The organism is Halopseudomonas salina (assembly GCF_014637955.1).
Taxonomy (GTDB): Bacteria; Pseudomonadota; Gammaproteobacteria; order Pseudomonadales; family Pseudomonadaceae; genus Halopseudomonas; species Halopseudomonas salina.
Map to the genome: position 1 here is coordinate 33,527 of NZ_BMFF01000006.1, position 20,596 is coordinate 54,122.

Annotated in this window: 5 protein-coding genes; 2 read left to right on the forward strand and 3 right to left on the reverse strand. The window is 59.3% G+C overall.

What is annotated here, in order from left to right; genetic code table 11:
- Nucleotides 1-82 precede the first annotated feature (82 nt).
- From IEV54_RS13830 to IEV54_RS13840, 3 genes are read right to left on the reverse strand one after another with little or no spacing between them, the layout of a single operon-like run.
- The gene (locus IEV54_RS13830; RefSeq protein WP_150278813.1) at nucleotides 83-820 is read right to left on the reverse strand and encodes a 3'-5' exonuclease; all 738 of its coding nucleotides are present in this window, start codon (nucleotides 818-820) and stop codon (nucleotides 83-85) included.
- A complete protein-coding gene (locus IEV54_RS13835) occupies nucleotides 817-2,715 on the reverse strand; it encodes a DUF294 nucleotidyltransferase-like domain-containing protein (protein WP_150278812.1) in 1,899 nt (632 codons plus the stop codon). Before IEV54_RS13835 ends, IEV54_RS13830 begins: the two co-directional genes overlap by 4 nt.
- Nucleotides 2,716-2,730: 15 nt before the next feature.
- Nucleotides 2,731-3,363, reverse strand: coding sequence for a methyltransferase (locus IEV54_RS13840; protein WP_150278811.1), 633 nt, complete (start codon nucleotides 3,361-3,363; stop codon nucleotides 2,731-2,733).
- Between the two features lie 358 nt (nucleotides 3,364-3,721).
- On the opposite strand from IEV54_RS13840, the gene IEV54_RS13845 reads away from it, so the two are divergent.
- Complete coding sequence (locus IEV54_RS13845; protein WP_150278809.1) at nucleotides 3,722-4,435, forward strand: SapC family protein; 714 nt, start codon at nucleotides 3,722-3,724, stop codon at nucleotides 4,433-4,435.
- Between the two features lie 101 nt (nucleotides 4,436-4,536).
- Nucleotides 4,537-20,586 carry a leukotoxin LktA family filamentous adhesin gene (locus IEV54_RS13850; RefSeq protein ID WP_188434467.1) on the forward strand — a complete coding sequence of 5,350 codons (16,050 nt, stop codon included), beginning with the start codon at nucleotides 4,537-4,539 and terminating at the stop codon, nucleotides 20,584-20,586.
- The last annotated feature ends 10 nt before the right edge of the window (nucleotides 20,587-20,596 follow it).

The following is a 20,596-nucleotide window of genomic DNA, read 5'->3' on the forward strand; positions in this document are numbered from 1 at the left end:
AACATAAAAAGCGCGGCCATTATTGGCCGCGCTTTTTTTTGTGCCTAGGATAGGGGGGCGCGACCCGGCGCCGGCACCGCGTTCAGTCCCAGAGGTCGGCGACCGGCGTATCTGCATCGAAGTGAGTGGCAATCTGAGCCTGCAGCAGCTCTGCGCTGGCCAGCGCATCGGTCAGTGCATGATGGGCGTGATAGAGCGGCAGTCCGTAGCGCAGGCGGCTTTCGGCAAGGCGTATGGATACGTCCTTCTTGCCGCGCAGGCGGTCGAACCAGCCGAGGCGATTGGCGCCCCGATGCAGACGTGCCTCGATTTCCATGGTGTCGATAACCGGAAAGTGCAGGTGCTCATTGAGGTAATAGCGGACCGCCTCATCCAGAAAGCCGCGCTCGATGTTGCGGTAATGTACAACCACCACCCGGCCAGCCATGATTTCCAGGATTTCAGTCAGCATGCTGTCCAGGCGGGGCGCCTGCTTGAGGTCGCTATGAGTGATGTGATGAAAAGCGACCGACTCGTGGGTCAGCTCGGAGATGGGCTTGACTACCTGATAGCGTGCATCGGCGCAGCGTATGCGCTTCAGGTTGAAAGGGATCAGCCCCACGCTGACGATGGCGTCGCGTTTGGGATCCAACCCAGTGGTCTCAACATCCAGGGCGACCAGGGGCACATCGCTGATCGGCGTTAATGGGCCCACCGCGCCAGCCTCATAGAAGCGCTTCAGATCTTCATCCAGGGCGGTCTGAGCAAGGCTGGCGCACAGGGTTCGCCAATTGGGCGTCTCGTGGCCGGGAGGGCGGGCCGGATGGCGTTTGTTGCTCATAGGGTACGCATCGACTGCAGGGCCGGATAACGGAAGCGCAGAAACTTCTGGGCGTTGCTGAGGATCTGGAAGGCTTCTTTCAGGTTGTGCCGTTCAGCGGTGGAAATCTTTTCCGGTTCGATATAGTTGTTCGGCTCGCGGCCTTCTTCCAGCTCCAGGGCCTGGTGACGGATCCGCACGCTGGAAAGAAACTCCAGCGCATAGCGCAAACGCGTCACGGCGTCAGGTGGCATCAGGCGCGTAGTAGCGATGGCATCAAGACGATCGAATGAGTTCTGCGCCTTGGAGCCGCACGCCAGTGCATGCACGCGGATCAGATCGGTCAGCGGCGCGGTGCCCCGGCCCTTGAGGTTGATAATGTTCTTGTGCTCGCCATCCTGTTCCATCACAAAGGTGCGGAAGAACCCGAGCGGTGGTGTGCGGTTCAGCGCGTTGCGGGCCAGGGCGGCAAGAAAGGGCTCATTCGAGCTGGCGCTGGTCGCCAGCAGGTCCTTTAGCTCCTCGACGAGCTCCGCCTTGCCGTAAACGCTGTCCAGATCAAAGAAGATCGAGCTGTTAAGCAGGGTCTCGGGATTGGGCCGGGTGATCCACTGGGTAAAGTATTTTTTCCATACGCTAAGCGGCTGCCGCCATTTGGGGTTGGTAGCCATGATGCCACCCTTGCAGTAGGTATAACCGCACGCCGCAAGACCGTCGCTGACAAAGCTGGCCAGCTTGAAAAAATAGTCGTCATGTTGTTTCGGGTCAAAACTGTCATCCAGTACCAGGGCGTTGTCCTGGTCGGTCACCACCAGCTGCTCGTCCCGCGCCATGGACCCCAGTGCCATGAAACAGTAGGGCACGGGCGGTGGTCCCAGGGACGCCTCCGCCAGCTCCAGCAGGCGCTGACTGAAACTGCGGCCGATGCCAGCCATGGTGCTGCCGATCATGTGCGAGGACACCTCGTCCGTGGCCATGCGCACGAAGGTGGCGCGAATATCCGGCAGCAGCGCTTGCAGGGCTTCGACGTTCTGCTTGTTGTGGATATTGCTGACCAGATACAGGCTGCTCTGGGATTCATACTTGATGACATCGCGCAGATTGACCACGCCGATCGGGCGGCCGCGCTGGATGACCGGCAGATGGTGGATGTTGTGACGCAGCATCGACAGCATGGTTTCGAACATCGAGTCGTCCGCCTGGACCACGACGGGATCTGCCGTCATGACCTCGCGTATGGGGGTATCGGCGGGCAGGCCGGCAGCGACCACCCGGCTGCGAAAGTCCCGATCAGTGACAATACCGATCATGGAGCCGGCACCCCGGTGGCTTTCCTGCGGACCGGTTGCGGCACCCACAACGATCAGTGACGAGACGCTGTGATCGCTCATTGTCTGCGCCGCCTGCATCACCGTTGTGTCTGCGGTCACGGTTACCGGCAAGCGCTCGATCAGTTTGCGCACGCGCAGCTTCATCATCTCGCCGGCTTTGCTGTCACTCTCAACAGCGGTTTGGAGCCGCGACTGGCCTTCGGCCTCAACGAAGTCGGCAAAGGTTTCGTGTTCGTCACACAGCTTCTGGAACAGGGCGCCTGGAATAAAATAGACCAGGCTATCTTCCAACGCAGTGGCCGGGAAGCGTACTTTATTGTTACGCAGCAAGCCGAAGTGACCGAAAATATCGCCTTCGGTCAGCCGGTTGTAGAGATCGCCATTGCGCCTGAATACGTCCACTGCACCGCTGCGCAGGTAATGCAGATACTGGATATCCTCGTTGAAGTGCAGGATCTCGGTGCCGGCCTTGAAATAGGTGATTTCCACCTGCCTGGCGATATCGTCCAGAGTTTCATCCGGCAGATTGTCAAAGGGCGGAAAACGTTTCAGGTGGTCTCGTATCTCGATCAGCTCGACTTCCACGCCGGACCTCCGGTTCTAGTTGTTCTCGCTCAAGGGTAAGGCGACAAAGCGCGCCATCTGGGTCGAACTGCCATGTTGCGGGTCGAATTCACCAATGTCGATAAAACTGACCCGGTAGCTGTTACGTTCAGCGACTCCCCGTGCCCACTGGCGAAAGCGGGCGCGGCTCCATTCAAAGCGATGATCGGGGTGACGTTTCTCACCTGGAGGCATGCCGTGCAGCACGTTGTACTCGACGTTGGGCGTGGTGACCAGCACCACTCCCGGTCGCATGCCACCAAAGACCGCTGTCTCGACGCGTGATAGCCGGCCCGGATCTATATGCTCAATGGTTTCGATCAGCGTGGCGGCATCGAAGCCGCGTAGTTGCGAATTGGGCTCCTCAAAGGAGCCGTAGCGCACCTGAATACGGTCTGTTTCGTCGAGCAGATCGATACCCAGCACACGCCTGGCCTGGCCGAGGCTGACTTCATCAATGTCGATACCGACAATCCGCTGAAATTGATTCTGATGCACCAGCCGCTGCAGTAATTCGCCGCCGCCGCAACCCAGGTCCAGGACCTGACAGGCATCTGTCTCCAACAAGTGCTGAACGACGATATCGAGGCGTTCATCATGCAGACTGCTTTCCTGAAACCTTCCTCTCATGCTTTACCTGTAAGGATGAACACTGTGTTGCGCTACGCGAAGTCTCCGGCGCAGCGCGGGATTTAGTGCGTTGATTATAGTGCACGGGCTCGTATGTCAGGCGGAATATCGTCCGGGCGGAGTCTTGCTTTTCCGACGTGGCTCATATCATCGGCTGCAGTCGTTCGTGCCTTGAAAATATCGGAAACACGGGTGCCATTAAACAGGCGTCAATTTGGGGTGTGCATCTTGAGCGATGGTCGTGGAACATGACGCTTACTGTGCCTATTTCCAGGAAAAATAATATTCATTTCTATTTACACAGGAAGGGGCTATAAGCGAATGGCGTTTAGATAAATCAATTATCAGGGATCCGATAATGTCCGAACTTTTGTTCTATCAGCGGCCCACGGTCCTGAACAAAGAAGTCCACAAGAGCATTCGTTTTTCGCCAGTGGCAGATTTCAGATTTACCAACAAGGTCAATTCTGTCCCTCTTCTTGCTATCGAGTTTTTTGAGGCCAGTCGTGATCTGTCCGTGCTGTTCAGCCAGGATCAGCAAGGGCAATACTTTCCCATTGCTTTGCTTTCGTTGAAGAACCAGGGGCACGAGCAGGTCGATGAGGCGGGCGTATGGCTGGGTAATTACACCCCGGCCTTCATCCGTCGTTATCCGTTCGTCCTGAGCACTGACAAGAATGTCTGTTTTGATGCCGACTACTCTGGTCTGCAAGAGACAGAGGGTGAGGGCGAGCTTCTTTTTACTGAAGAAGGCGCCTATACCGACACGCTGAGCAAAATCATCGAGTTCGTCACGAACTTTGAAGCTGAGCATGTCCGTACCCGCGAATTCTGTCAGGCAGCAACCGAGCAGGATGTGTTCAAACCCTTTGTCCTCCAGATCATCACTGCAGACAAGAAGCCTCTGCGCCTTGATGGTCTGTTCGTTATCGACGAGAAGAAGCTCATGGCTCTGGACGACTCGGTCGTAACTCACTGGTTTCGACAGGGATATCTCGCCTGGGCCTACGCCCACCTGCATTCTCTGGGCGCGCTCCAGCGCCTGAGTGAGAAGCTCGATACCCGCACCTGAAATGCCCGATATCGCGTCCGGGTGACCGGATAGTTGCTTGTTGTTATTCGCTTCGGCTCAGCCGGATGATGTTGTTCCCTCTTGAAAAGTTGGGCAGAAAAATGGACTTTCCTCACCATCCGCTAGCGCTGGCTGTTAGTCGCTGCAACCCTTTTGCTCGGTCACTGGCAGCGCGAACAGCGGCGTGGGGAGCATTCCTGTCTAGTGCCTCGCTGCAGGCACTGGCCGCATCCCCACACAATATCGTGGTGGACGCCGGCACGGCGACCATGTCGACTACAGGCCTGACACACAGCATCCAGAACGCCAACCGAGTGGGAGGCGTCCCGGTCAATGTGTTCAAGCACTTTGTCGTAGGTGAGCTCAACACGGTCGATCTGGTAGTGCCGGGTGATGCCAGCAAGCTGGTGAACATCGTCAAGGACGGCAAGGCGGAGATCCATGGCGTTCTCAACAGCTACAAGAACGGCACCCTGGGTGGCAACGTGGTATTCGCCAGCTCCCAGGGATTTCTGGTGGGCGCCTCAGGCGTAGTCAACGTGGGTCAGTTGACGGTGCGCACACCCACCGAGGGTGACCTCGATAAGCTCATTGCTGGCACCAAGACTGTTGACGAAACTCTGGCCGTCTCGTCTGACGGCCTGATTACCATCGATGGCAAGGTCAATGCCAGCGAGGGTATCGATCTGCAGGGCGCCGGGGTCAATGTCGGCAGTGGTGGCAAGCTGATCGCCGGCAATGCCCTGAACGCCGATTATGTAGCCACCGCTGCGGTTAATACCGGTGATTACACCGCGCCCACCGCGCTGGTCAAGGATGGCGGCACGATTCATATCGTGGCGGGCGGTGGGTCTGGTTCCGGTGATGCACTGATCGCCGGCGATCTGCTGGCTGATGGCGGTATCACCATCGAAGCCACCAGTATCGAAATAACCAGCACCGGCTTGCTGGATGCCCGCGACAATGTCACCGCCAACACCAGCGGAGATGTCACGCTCACTGCCAGTAGCGCCAAGGACATAGGCTTTGGCGTAGCGCGTGCCGAATCCTCCGTCACGCTTGCCGGCCAGGTCCATGCCAATGATGTGACCGTCTCGGCGCAGAGCAAGGCGACTGCGTCATTCTATGAAGACCCGACTGCCGGGTTGACTGTCATGGCGGCAGGGCCCTTCACGGGTGCAGGCTTTTACCTTATGGCCGCCGACGCCGAAGCCACGGTCAACGTGGAAGGCACGGCGAATGTGCAGGCCAGTGGCGATGTAAAGCTGGGCTCCGAGTCCCACGCACTGAGCCAGGCCAGCCAGATCAACCTCTCCGGCAACGAGGGATCTTTGTCGGCAATATACAACACCAGTGATGCGACCAGTACGACCCGCATCAAAAGCGGTGCAACAGTCCAGTCGGAAGGTGATCTGACGGTAACGGCTCATAACGAAGCCTTCATCGCTGCCAGTGCGCTGGATCTGATCGCTGCGGACGCCAACAAGGTGGTTGTGGCCATAGCCGTGGGTGAGTCGGATGTTGATGCGACAGCCGTGATCGAGAGCGGTGCTGTGCTCGGCGCGAGCAGCCTGGTGTTGGCAGCAGAGAACCAGAACTATTACTCGGTCTCGGCAACTGCCATGGGTCTGAAGGATACCGAGTACGGCATTGCCGTTGCGGTGGGTGATTTCAATACCAATGCCACCGCGGAGATGGGCGCATCGCTGGGCTCTGCTACCGACAAGACCGGTGATGTGAGCATCACTGCGCTGGACCGCACCGTACACCAGCAGGTCAAGTCGGGTGTCACTGTGGGTAGCAACACGCTTTTCCGTAGCGTCGGTGCCAAGCCGGTTGCCGGCCTCGCGGCCATGCAGAATGGCGTGAACAACCTTATCAATACGAAAAAGCCGGCGGGTACAGAGGTACCCAAAGACGGCGATGGCAAGATCTCCTTCAAGGGCGGCCTGGCCTTCACCATGAACCTGTCCGACCACGAAGCCTATGCATTTCTGGGCAACAACCAGGCCGGCCAGGCTGAAGCACCGAGCATTCATTCCACGGGTAATCTGCTGCTGGCCAGTGCCATTGATCTGGGGACGGATAACGCCTCGATCGCCGGTGGCAACAATAACGCAGCCCATGGCGATGACCAGGGCGCCTGGCGCACCTCGGCAGAGGCGGCAGTGGCATCGCCGAGTAGCCGTACCAATGGCAGCAACCAGACTGGCTCCTCGGAAAAGAGCCTGGCGGTGGCCCTGAACTTCGCCATCAACAGCGGCGAGGCCGTGGCCGAAATCGGCAACTACGTGGAAATTTCAGCGGCCAATGTCGGTGTGCTGGCGCGGCAGAAAGTGCCCATTTCTTCCAGTTATGACAAGTGGGATTCTTTTTCTGATCTGTGGAGCAAGTTCACCGGCATTGGCGGCATGCAGAACAATATACTGTCGTCTTTCGCCAATGCGGGCACATCAGCAGACAATTCCGCTACCGGTGGCTCCCTCAACGTGGTCATCAACGATCTGGGCACCAAGGCCTGGATTGGCGATAACGTCAAGATCACTACCACGGGCAAGGCTGCCTGGTCTGCCGGCCGGATAGTGGCCGGTAACATGGTGGCGCCCACGCTGTTTGCTACCACGATTCCCTTCAAGACCATCGATTACCGCTTCGACTTCATCAGTTCGGTAGATGTACAAGCCTACAACCTCAATGAAAGCGTTCACCTGGCCGGCAATCTGGGCACCCTCGGGCTCCTGCCGAACGGCAACGGCACCAACGAAAAGGGGAAATCGGTTGGGGGCAGTATCAGTTATGTCCAGCAGACTGCGACTGCTGTGTCGGGGATTGGCGATGCCACATTGCTTGTGGATGGGGATGTGCGCATCCAGGCGCACACTGACGAACGGCATTTCCTGATAACACCTTCTTCAGGTTCGGGAAAAGGGCTGGGATTCAATGGCGTCATGGCGATTCTCAACAGTGAGTCGCTTACCCACGCTTCGCTGAGCAATCAGGCCAAGGTCAATACCACGGGCCTGGATGTGCTGGCTGATCACGACTTTGGCAACTGGGCTGCGGCGGGCGCATTCAATAAGTCAGACGAATCGGCCATGGGCCTGTCTGTGGCGATCAACATAGCCCAGGGCGATACCAAGGCGTTCATCGGCGACAACAGCAGCGAATCGGCCAAGGTCGGTTTCAAGAATGGTGCGCAGCCTGCCCCCGACGCGCCGACAACGCCTGCGCCGGATCCACGCGGCATTGTGGCCAACGACATTCGTGTTCGGGCCCGTAGCGCGGGCACCAACGGTTCGCTGGCCGTGGCGGGAGCCGTTGTCACTGAGCCCAACAACAAGCCGGGAATAGCCGAGCGGTTCGAGAACTGGTGGGAAAAGCTCGGGAAGAAGTCGGCAGATAGCCACAACGATGCGGTTTCAGGCACGGGTGCGGCCTCGATCGGCAATGCCACCGGGGATGGCAAGACGGATGAAGGCAATCCTGCCGCGGGTGGTGATGCCCCGGTCGACCCCGACAAGACGGGGCTTGCTGCTGCCGGCAGTTTCACCGTGTCGGTCAATAACCTGGACGCCAAGGCCCTTATCGATGACGCGGTGATCAGTGGCAAGGGTGCTGCAGACGTTGATGTCACGGTGCAGGCCCTGGAAAAGGTGATTTCCGCCTCGGCTTCGGGTGGCGCAGCCCTGGCCAAGCTGGGTGCCGACTCACCGTCCAACCAGAACACCATCGCTGGCGCCATTGCCTACCAGATCAGCTTCAATGATGCGCTGGCGCATATCCGCAACAGCACTATCAGCAATGCCGGCGATGTGAAAGTGCAGGCAGTGCATGGTGGCGAGCTCACGTCGGTGGCGCTGGCCCTGGCAGTCACCAGCTCGGATCAGAATACCCAGAACAGCAACAACGGCGCCCTGTCGATCTCCGGCGCGCAGATCTATGACGGTACCTCGGCGCGTATCGATAACAGCTCGATCACCAGCAACAACGACGGTGACGACAGCCTGGAAGTCTCTGCCCACAACAACGCCGACATCGGCGTCGGTGGCGGTTCACTTTATCTGGGCGGCAAGAAGGGCGGCGGGCTGGCGATTACCTTTGCCGAGATCAATGACCCAAGCGCCATGCTGGCAGGGATCAACCCCGACTCAAACAACGTGCTGAGCACCGCCCATAACGAGGATGTGTACAGCGGTTGCGCCGCGGAGGCCGTCATCAGCGGCGTTGACGGGGCTCGCAGTACCCTGACCAACTTCGACAGCCTGACTGTTTCTGCCAGTGCAGTGAACAGCATCGGCATCGGCGCGGCAGGCGGTGGCTACAACGGCGGCGTGGAAAATTCCCAGGGATTTGCCGGCAGCTTTGCGGTGGGCTCGATTGGTGCCGACACCAGGGCCTTGATCAGCAAAACCGACATCAAGGGCGTGCAGACGCTGCACGTCAATGCCAGTGGCGAAGACAATGCCACGCTGGACACTCTGCTGGCCGGGCTTGGTAGCAGCACGATCAACAGTGACTTCGACTTCAGCGGCGCGGATGCTATCGACAACACCGAGGTGTTCACCGACGAGGACGGTACAGGCTCTAGCTACAACTACAGTTCGGCCGGCAAGCGCATCATCGCCGTAGCCGGTGTGGTGCAGGCCGGCAAGAGCAATCTGGGCATCTCCTATGCCCACGCCGATGTGCAGAGCGATACCTCCGCGCGCATGGCGGATGTGAACATCAATCAGGGCGCAACCAGCACGGCAGATGTGGTAGTCAATGCGCGGGACAACTCCCTGCTGTATAGCGTGGCCATTGGCGTCGGCGTCAGTACCGGAAAATATTCGGGTGTGGGTTCGGTTGCGGTCAACCGCCTGAACAACCGTGTCGTTGCGGAAATCGGCGATTGGGACGGGGCAGACAGCGGCAGCATCAACGCCGAGACGGTTGCCGTTACCGCCACCAATGACATGGACATGGTCAACGTCGCTGGTGCAGTCGCTGTGGGTACATCCGGCTCTACCGGAAAGGCAGGTGGCCTGGCAGTCGCACTGAATCTGGTGGGCACCGACGAGCACTCGACCAAGGCACATATTGCTAATACGGCGTTGCAGGCCTCCGGCGATGTGCTGGTCAAGGCCACCAGCGGCGCTTCCAATGATCACAATCTGCTGGTTGGCAATGCCATTGCCATCGGCGCTACCGGTGGTTCCGGACTGGCCTTTGCCGGTGCGATCGGCGTCAACAATGTTGATCAACTGGTCGAAGCGGCGATCAAGGATACTGGCACCAATCGCAGTACCGATGCCAGCGCCACCCTTGGCGGCACGGTCACTGTGCAGGCCTATGACTTCACCGACAGCGTTTCCACTGCCTGGATGGGCGCTGGCTCCGGTGGCGGCTCTGCCGGCGGCATCGCCGTGGCGACCAATAGAGTCGACTCGGATGTCAAAGCGGCAGTGCTCGGCGACGGCGTCACGGTGGGCAGCACCACGCTGAAGGTGCAGAACCTGATGGTCGATGCCGTACGCGACAACTGGCTGTTGAGCATCAGCGCCGGGGTCGCGGCATCGCCCAAGCAGAGCGCACTCGCCGGATCGGTGAGCAGCGGCATTATTGATGGTGATGTCAGCGCCCGTATCGCTGAAGGCGCGCGCGTCAAGGCCTGGAATAATGTGGCGGTCAACGCCGACGCGCTCAGCGTCAATCTGGTCGGCAGTGGCGCGCTGGGTATCGGTCTGGGTAATGGTGCCGGGGCAGTGGCAATAGCGACTGCACTGGAGTATGGCAACACCTCGGCTTCAATAGACAATGCCAACGTGATTGCCGAAGGCAGAGGCGCGAGCATCATCGTGGACAGCGGCGCGCTGGCCAACTACGGCACCTTGCCGGACCTGTCGACCTCGGGTCAGGCCGAGGATGACGGCGATGACAACAACGCCGACCCGGTTGACCGCGACGCGCTGACGACCGGTTTTGCCCTGCTCGACCTGGACAAATCCACGCAAAGCGTAGACGGACTGGCAGTCAACGCCACCAGTCGCACCAAGCAGCAGGCCATCACCGTGGGTGGCGCAGGCGCCGAGTCGCTGGCCATCAGTGTCAATGTGGCGACCAACAGCTCATCCGGTGAAACCAGCGCAAACATCAACAACAGCGTGATCAACGCCGGCGTGAACAACCAGAGCGGAGCCGATGTGCTGGTCCGTGCCAACGCCCATGAGGCCGGTCTCGCCGTATCGGCAGGCATCGCCATCTCGGGCAAGAATGCGGGCGTCGGCGGCTTCGCCACCAACAGTCAGAAGAAGTCGGCCAAAGCTACCGTCGCAGACAGCACCGTCATGGCCGATGCGGCCAGCATCAACGCCAACAGCTCCAAGGTTGCCCAGGCGGTTTCGGCCGGCGTGGGCGCCGGTGGTAGCGGTCTGGGCGGCGCGGCCTCGGTGGTGATTACCGAGCAATCGGGTACCACCCGATCCTGGTTGCTTGGCGGCACTCTTACGGCCAACAGCCTGAAGGTGAGCTCGGACCGTCGTCAGGAAGCCAACGTGGCAGCAGGTGCCGTGGGCATCGGCGGGAAAGTCGGGGTGGGCTTTGGCCTTGCCGTGAACCTCATCGGCGGTGACAGTCAGGCGTTGATCGGCAATGACCTCGACGACCCGACGGACACGCGCACCACGCGGGTCAATGTCGGCAGCCTGACAGTCGATGCCCAGCGTCTCGAGAACGTCAACAGTCATGCCTTTGGCGCGGGCATCAGTGCCGGTTTCGGCGCAGCGGCAATGATTGATGTCAGTGAATTTACCGGAGAGACACGGGCCGGTATTTTCGGCAAGCCTGCAGGTGGCGGTTACAGCACCAGCATCCGTGGCAAGAACGGTATTGCCGATGCGACCAGCGTGGTTCTAAGCGCCCAGGAAATCCTCGATGCCAGGCAGTTCGCATTGGGCGTAGGGGTGGGGGCCAAGGTAGGTATTGGCGCCGTCGCCAACGTGGTGCTGGGACGCACTCAGGTAGTCAGCGAAGTGGTTGGCAGCGACATCAAGGCGGATCTGCTGGATATCGATGCCACCTCGCAACGTCAGACCGATCTGACCAGTATTGCCGGTGCAGCGGGCAAGTTCAGCGCGGCGGTCAGCATTGGTGTTGCGCTCTTCGGGCAAGGCGATACCACCGCGGATGACGGCACCAACGCCGAAGACGAATTCGATGTGTCACGGGACGTGGCCAACTCGGTTCTGCAGGCGGACACCGCCAGCTTCAATACGCATCTGTCCAGCGATGATGTCGCCGCCATGGACGCTGGCCCCGCCGCTAGTGTTGAACGCACGGCAACACCGGCGGCCTCCATGACCACCGATGCCGGCAAGTCCCTTAAAATCAAAGGTGAAAGTCTGACCGCCGCGCGGGTCTCCGGTGGCGTGACCGACGTTGATACCCTGAACGTGAACAGCCGCGCTTTGCTGCACAACAGCCAATTGCTCGGCGCGGCGCAGATCTCGGCGGCGGGTATTGCCGGTGTGATCGGCATTACCCGCATGTATGACATGAGCATCGCCACCGTCGACAGCAACCTGACGGCGGACAATGTGGTGGTCGGTGCCACTATCGAGAATGTGTCTGATGACGATGCGGCCGGCGAAGCCAAATCGGTGGTGGTTGGCCTGGGCGGCATCAGCGTGGTGGTCAACTATGTCGATATTCGAGCAGAAAACCGCGTCGTGGCAGGTGTTTCATCGGCCAGCGGTTCGGACACTGGCGATCTGATCGTCACCGCGACTGATACCACGGAACTGCGCCTGGGCGATGTCGATCCTGGCCGGCCGGACTCGGCCACCGACGGTTCGCTTAACGTCAATCTGGGTAGCGCCGCCATCGGCGTAAGCTACGGCTATGCGAAGAAGGCCAGCGACGTGGATGCCTTGCTGGGCGAGACCGGCAAGCTGGTCGACGGCTACGACAACATGACAGTCAGCGCCAACAGTTCGGGCATGGTCAAGAGCACCGCGTTTTCCCTGGCCGGCGGTATTTCTGCCGGTATCCAGGGCGTGGTCACCGACGCCCATGACAACTCCCATGCCGATGCCACGCTGTTTGGCACCATTGGTACCGGCAGCGGACTGGTCAATGTGTCTGCGCAGGTAGTGCCGGAAATATATTCGAGCGCCTATGGTGTGACCGTATCCGGTGGCTACTCCATGGGCGGCTCCTTCGCCTACGCCATGACCGACGCCGAAGCACGGGCTACCGTAGCTGACGGTGTGATCTTCACCGGCAGCGGTGATGTACTGGTGCGCAGTGAAGTTGGCGATGGCTCCGATGCCGACTATCAAACAGCGCATGCGGCCGCCTTCGCAGCTTCCGGCGGCTTGATGCTGGGTGTCGCCGGCGCAGAAGCCCGCGCAAGCAATAATGCGCAGTCAGTGGCCAGAGTAGGCAACTACGTCACTATTCCGGATGCCGACTTCAAAGTTTACGCCCGGCATACCGGCGTACAGATCGCCGACGCCGATGGTTACTTTGTCGGCGCCTTTGCCGGTGGTTATCAGGTCGGTCTGGCGGAGTCGTTCAGCTCGACCCGGGTCGAGTTCGGCAAGGACCCGAATGCCACGCTGGAGCGCACCGGCGATCTTATTCTGGATGCCAGCAGTCAGAATCAGAACCAGGCGTTCACCACTGCCGGTGGTGGTGGTTTCGTTTCCGGTAGTGCGGCGGAAGCCGTGGTCGAGGCCGGTGATCACGCCAACGGCAATTACGCCGCAGCGGTGCTGGTGGATGACTGGTTCAGCGGCTACCGCAGCGTGCCGATCGACGCTGGCAACGTGGTCATGCGTGCAAGCAATGCCGTCAACTTCTTTGCCGGCACTGATTCGACCACGGTGTCCGTGGTGGGCGGTTCGGGTGCGGTCTCGGATGTGGATGTCGATACCAACGTCAAGGTGGTCCTGGGCAAGAATGTCAGTCTGAATGCGCTGGATATCGATATCGACGCATTGAACCAGGCCCGGCAGATTCAAACGCCCTGGGATTCGAGTTACACCACCAGCGTTTATGGCGTGGGTGGCGGTGGGGCCAACGGCACGGCGGCCTTGTCCCGCCAGAACATCAAGCATCTGCTGGCAGCAGTAGAGGTCGGTGAGAACGCGGTGCTGAAGATCTCCGATCTGGCCTGGATGCACCAAGGCTATCGCAAGGGCATTACGGTGGACGCCGGCACCGAGTTCTTTGTCTATGACAAGGCGGTGATAGAGGTCGGTGGTGCGCTGCAGGGCGCCGGTGCGGAGTCGGATGTGGATGTGGCTGCGCGCACCAACGTCACCCTGAGCGACGGTGTGCAGCTGCGCAATGCCTGGGGCAAGATCGGGCTGGGGACCTATTCGCGTGGTAGCGCGGCCGCGGAGGCCAATGTCAGCGTATGGGCAGTCGCCGGTGTGGCCGGCGGCATAGCCGATGTGCACATTGATGTCGACAATACCCTGACGCTGGGTAACAACATTGTTATTGATGCCTACGATCAGATCAGCCTGTTTGCCGGTCGGGGCTCTGATGGCTTGTATCAGAACCAGTTGGTGGCGGATGCCCGCAGCAATATCTACAACTGGACAGCGATACCGATCCCGGCAGGCAACAAGGCCGAAGGCGATATCGTTCTCGACAACAAGGTGGTATTCGGCGACAACTTCGCTATCGGCAGTGACGGGCATATTGCAATCGGTGCTATCGAAGGCGCCTTGAGCGCCAGAGGTACCGGCGTTGAGAAAAACCCCTACCTGTCGCTGTTCAGTACCGAGAACACCTTCGGTTCCAGCAACAAGGCTGTCAGCAATCTCCTTGCCTTCAATGGCAGCGGTAGCGTGACCGCCGGGCAGTATGCCTATCAGTCAGTGAGCATCAATCAGGCCGGTAGCATTACCCGCCAGCTCTATCGCTACGGCTCTGCAGAGCAACAGGCAGCCAAGTATTCTTCGCGCGCCGAACTGCAGACTTATATCAGTGACCTGAATGCACAGATCGCGGTCTTGCAAGCCTGGACCACGACAGAGGCGGTGACCGATGGTACAACGCTCGGTGACGGGGATGGCGTAGCCACCGGCACGAATACCGGTACAGAGAGCACGGACGTCACCAGCGTCGGTAGCAATCCATACACGGACGAGATCAATGATCTGCGGACCCAGGTGGTGCTGCTGTCCGCGATCGTCAATGACCTGTCGCCAACGGCAAACTTCGCTATCAAGGTGGCCGATGTGCGTGCCTCCGCCGGGAACGTGAGTCTCACGGCTGGTTCCATCAACATGGCTACCGGGGTGACGCCTACCTTTACCGCCAAGGGTAATGCGAACATCACTATCAACAACCTGTCCGACCGTCACCTGATGCTGGCGAATCTGGAAATCGCCAACCAGACCGGGGGCAATGTATTCGTCAACGGGGGTGCCAATCTGGACAGCGCCTTTATCGACGAGCAGGCGGGCAGCCAGTCGGGTATTTACGTCAACCACGCCCCCACCGGCGCGAACTTCAAGAGTGCCGACGTTATCGTCAATGGCAACCTGACCAACCTGCTGTCCAGCGTGAATATCTCGGTGGCCGAAGGGGACCTGATCCAGCAGGCGTTGATCCAGGCCAATGCAGTCAACCTGAATGTGGACAACGGCAGCCTGCTGCTGAATAACCCGAATCTTGAGCAGACCTACGGTCGCGACCCTGATGCGCTGATCAACTTCACCAAGCAATGGAAGCCCGCGAACGCCATCGACTTCGTGCAGTTCTATCTGAACGACAGGTATTCGACGGCGATTACAGCTACGGGAGCGCCGGCATTCAATGACTGGTTTGTCGGTCGCGCCTTGAGCAACGGCGGCGTCCAGAACCCGTACTACCAGTCGTCGCCCTATGGCTATGACGAGATGAATATCTATTTCAACTGGGGCTTCAGCGACAGCGCCGAATACACCGGCGCGAATCCTGTGACCTTCTATTTCAACTCGGATGACAGCTCACGTGGCGGCTCTCAATGGAGATTCCGGCCAGTCCTGAACTATCAGGATAAACTGTCGCAGACTGCCACCTATGCACAGGTTAAAACCAAGCTGGGCGATACCGGTACCTCGATTATTGCCGAAAAGGTCATTATCAACGCCAAGCGCCTGGACATTAACGGCGCCATCGTGGTGGGCACCGACAACAGCTGGTCGGTCAACGTGGGAACGGGTTTTGACGCCAAGATCGAGCAGTATGTCAGGGATGCGGGCCTGGCCGCCGGCGATACCCTCAGCCTGACGCCCGGAGAAACCAAAACCCTGCGGGTGCTCAATCCGGATTATCAACCGGTCTTCTTCCGCCCGGACTACGATCCAGACTACTACCGGATCAACACCTATACCTTCGACATCGCCAATGCAGCCGGCACCTCGGAAATCAAGCTGAAGTATGACGTGGGCTCGGGAACACTGGGGATTGACGATGTGCCGGTCAGCGGCGGTGGTTATGTAGCCATTCGCGCGGCTATTTCCTCGACCGGGGCGGACGGCAAGATCATCGTCAAGGATGGACTGGGCCAGATCGCCATCAATAACGATTCCAACACCCAGCTGAACATAGGCACCTTGAGCGCCGGTGAGGACGCTACCGGAGTGATTCGGATCACCGACCTGAACAAGTCGAACACTGTCTCGCAGTGGTATATCCACAACCCGGGCAACCAGATCCGTCAGTACCAGACCGATGCCTGGGCGGTGTCGCATCTTGACCCGAACTCGTCGGTCGATATGGGCAGTTATGGTGGCAACGGCACCACATCGAGCATGACCTACAACCCGCTGGCCGGACAGCTGTTCTATATCCGCGAAGGCGCGACTGTCGGTCGAACCTACACCGATGTGCCGGACGGCTACCTGTCGAAATACCCGACCACTGTCGGCGAGTGGGTGTACACCACCGACTGGAATACTGAAGACAGCTATTACACCTCCTGTGCGTCGAAGCCCGAAGCCTGTTCCGGCGGTGTCGCCGCGCAATATCTGAAGCAGACTTATGACTACGGCAGCCAATCGGCAACCGCTTTCAAATGGATTCTAAGCTACAGCAAGTACTATGGCACCGGTCTGACCAACGCTGATCCAGTTGTCCGTATCCCCACGCGGATGGACATGGATACGCACACCTACGTCAAGGCGGACCATTCGATCCTTTTCCAGTTCACCGGGGTGGCGGAAGGTAATATCAGTGTCGACTCGCATTCACCGATTCAGTTGACCGGCAACATCTATAACCCGAGCGGTGTCACCAATATCGTTACCGATGCCGACTTCACCGCATCCAGTGCGTCCTCTATTACCTCGGGGACTACCCGTATTCAGGCCAATGGCGATATAGGTAGCACCGGCAACCTGCTGTCGATCACCACCAATGAACTGGCCTTGCAGTCCGATAACGGCTCACTGGCTTTCAACGCCACGGCCATGGGCTCGGCCTTGAGCATCGATAAACTGTCAGCGAAATACGGCATCCTCGGTACGGTGGATAAGAGCATTGTCGCCAAGGATGGCAACACCCTGATCTCGGCCAACACCATCGATCTCAGCAGTCTGTCGGGCAGTATCGGTAGCCTGGGCACGCTGGGTGATCCGGCCACCTACAATTTCGTCAATATCGCTTCGACCGGAGCCGTCTCCCTGCGTGCGGCCAACGACATCGTGGTCTCCCAGGCGACGGGTGATCTGCAGGTCGAGCGTATCGAGGCCAACGACAATGTTGTACTCAGGCTCGGCGATGGCAGCCTGACCAATGCGCTTGAACAGCAGCAGAAGTCGGAGCAGGAACTGGCCTACGAGGCCTCGGTATGGGATTCCCTGAACCTGCTCAGCGGCACCGCCGGTGACCGCGCGGTGACCGCCTACGAAAATCAGTTCAACAGCAAATACCACACCTACTGGATGCTCAAGCAGCGTCTGACCGATGCCAGTGACAGCGGCTTTGCGATCGATGCTGTTTATCTTGATGCCATGAAAATCCGCTATGGCACTACAGACGTCACGCAGCTGACAGCCAAGGTCAAGGCAGAGTATCAGGCCCTGGACGCCTGGTTTATCGACCAGGTGGCCACGCCGGACAGTTACGCCAACGTGGCGGATGCCGTCGGCAAGGAACAAAAGGGTACGCTGGTTGGCTACGACTACGGCGCGCTCCTGACCAGTGCCTACGACGACAGCTTCCGGCTGGAGATCGATGCCGCCAGCAACTGGTACGCCAGGATGGTAGAAGGGTCGACCTGGAAGCAGAGCCAGCTGGATATCAGTATTTCCGCTGCCGCATTGAGTGCCGATGCGTCGGGGCAGCTGACCGATCGCGAGGCCAACATCGTCTCCTCGAATATTCATCTGCAAGCCAACAGCGGGAGCGTTGGCAAGAACCTGGCCGATCTGGTCTTCAGTGTGCCGCGTGACAATACGGCCACCATCTCCAATGAACAGAAATCTGCATTACTGTCGGCCGGGCCAGGGGATATTTCCACTGTGCTTACCGATAACGCGGTCACCCTGACGGTCAAGCAGGTGGATCCGATCAAGGTAGATACCTCCGGCGCGCTCAACGTTGCCGCGCGGGATGCGATCTTTATCGAGTCGGCCGCCTCTCTGACCGTGGGTGAAATAGTCTCTACCGATGCAGACGTTCGCCTGATCGTGGATGGTGCGATAGCGGCGCAAGCCGGGGTCAACAATATCAAGGCGCATGATCTGTACCTGGCCAATACCCAGGGTGAGATAGGTTCTGCTGCCCAGGCGATGAATGTGCAGCTGTCAGGCGCCTTGCGTCAGGCCGGAGCCGCCGGTGATCTCTACCTCCGGCACAGTGGCGGCAACTTGCTGGTGGGCTCCGTGGGTGCCGGCGGTATGCTGTCGTTGTCCAACGATCGCGATATCCTCGGTTACGACGCCAACCACTTCCTGCAGGGTTCCGGCATCAAGCTGGATGCAGGCGTGAATGATCTGGGTAGCTCTGTCGATTGGCTGAATCTGAGAGTGTCCGGGGCCGGCGCACTCAGCGTGGATGCAGCCAATGCCTGGCTGGACGTGCGCGATACCACACTCTTCACCCTGGGTGATGTGACGGTAGATCAGCGTTTTGACCTGAAGTCGGTCGGCGCTGTTGATCTGGCCGGCGACCTGACTGCCGCCAGCCTGCGCCTCGATCTGGGTGGCGCGCTGAGCGCCAGCGGAGCACCGCAGGTTAATGTCTCCGACGAGCTGGAGATCTCCGCGTCTGCCATTCAGCTGGCTGCGGTGGAAGTCAGCGCCGGAAGTGCAAGGCTGGAAGCGACTGCCGGTGCCTTGAGCGTGGGCAATCTGGCTACAACCAACGGCGACCTCGCGTTACTGGCTACAGGCGCGCTGGAAACAGAGGGTGTCGTTACTGCCCGGGGTGATCTGATTGCCGATGCGCAGAGCATCAGCATGAGTGATAGCTCGTCCTTGCAGGGAGGTGGGGAGGCTGTACTGACAGCTATCGGCAACATCTCCATGCAAGCGCTGACCTTCGGTGGCGATCTGGATGTCGACTCGACTACCGGCAGTGTGCTGTTCGCGGGCCCGGTAAAGGCCCTGGATATCGACGTGCTGGCATCCACAGGTATAGAAGCACAGTCAGCGATGACAGGTAGCTCGCTGGCCCTTAATGGTGGTACGGGGATGCTGGTGGCGGGCGAGGCTGCGAGCCTGACCTCGACTGTAGACGGCATCATCCTGAACGGCAGTGCGATTGCGCTGCACGTCGATTCCACAGTCCAGAGTGCGGGTGATTTCAAGGTCACCAGCCAATCGGGTGACATCGTTCTGGGCCTCGTTGAATCCGGTGGGCGGACCGAACTGAGCAGCGCTGGTAGCGTTCGGTTCAACAGAGCCGTATCCAGCGCTGACGACCTGAATGTGGGCGCAGTGGGCACCGTTGCCCTGGCCACCGGTGCTCTGGTTGAATCCGGTGCTAAGGTCGATGTTCAGGCAGCCAGGCTGACAATGGATGCTGGCTCACGTCTCGATGCGACCGGCCAGCTGCGTATTGCCACCACCGGCGACATGCAACTGGCGGCCCTGCAGACCGACTGGAACGGCGCCGATGCGGTTCGCCTGATCAGTGGCGGCAACATTGCCGGGCGCAGTGACACACCGGTGCACCTGCGTGCCACAGGCGCCAATTCCCAGGGCAGCATCAGCGCCGTGACCGGCATTGGTGATCCGCTGGTAATCGATATGCCCTGGTTGTCGGCGGAAACCCTCGATGGCGATATCAATATTGTCGCCGAGCAAGGTCTCTACTCACCCTTCCTGCGGGCTCGCAATGGCAATGTAAAATTGCGCGTCAATGGCAGCCTGACCTTTGGTGAGCTGATCGGTAATCCCTACCTGTGGGTAGACGGCGCCATAGACGGCGATCTGATTGTCATGCAGCAAGGCAAGCTGGCAGCCAGTCAGGGTCTGAACGTTCGTCAGATCGAATTGAATGGGGGCGGGCCGTTGATTCTCGAGGCGCCCACCATTGATGTCGGGGTAAACAGCAAGGGCGCCGCCAACACCTATATGACCCTGAGCGGATTCGAGGGGCGCGTTGCCGACCAGATCAATGTGCAGGTGGTCAACACCGGCAAACTCAATGTGGCTGGTTTCAAATCCAAAACGGGCTCGTTGAGCGTGGACGGCGAGCTGAATCTGGACGAGGCATTCGTGGTTGAGAGCCTGGCTATCCAGACGGCCGGTCTGACGTTGAACATGAACAACTATGATCCGCGGCCACTGAATGTGAACGGGCAACTGATGTCGCCCGATGCAGTGTTCTGGCTGGATACGCTGGGCTTTGAGTTGCGCACCAATGCCCTGCCTACCCGCTATGCCGATCCGCTGGTGATGTTCCTCTACAAGCCAGGTGTGCCGCAGGATCTGCAGATGCTCGCCTTCCAGCGACTCAGCGCAGAGTACAACATGCAGACCCAGCTCAGTGAAACCGGACTCTGGGAGACAGGCCTCGGCATGCCCGGGTATCCGAACACAGCGACCTATTCGAGCCCGATGAGCTTCGGCCCAGGCGCCGTTAACACGGGTGCACCAGGCGCTAATGAGGACGCTGAGTTACCCCCGGCGGATGAGGAGTTGCTGGAAATTTCGTCCAGATAACCAGCCGATC

Excerpts from the sequence above, each read along its gene's own strand:
- IEV54_RS13840 (WP_150278811.1), bottom strand. The coding sequence starts at position 3,363 with ATGAGAGGAAGGTTTCAGGAAAGCAGTCTGCATGATGAACGCCTCGAT.
- IEV54_RS13850 (WP_188434467.1), top strand. The coding sequence starts at position 4,537 with ATGGACTTTCCTCACCATCCGCTAGCGCTGGCTGTTAGTCGCTGCAAC.
- IEV54_RS13845 (WP_150278809.1), top strand. The coding sequence starts at position 3,722 with ATGTCCGAACTTTTGTTCTATCAGCGGCCCACGGTCCTGAACAAAGAA.
- IEV54_RS13830 (WP_150278813.1), bottom strand. The coding sequence starts at position 820 with ATGAGCAACAAACGCCATCCGGCCCGCCCTCCCGGCCACGAGACGCCC.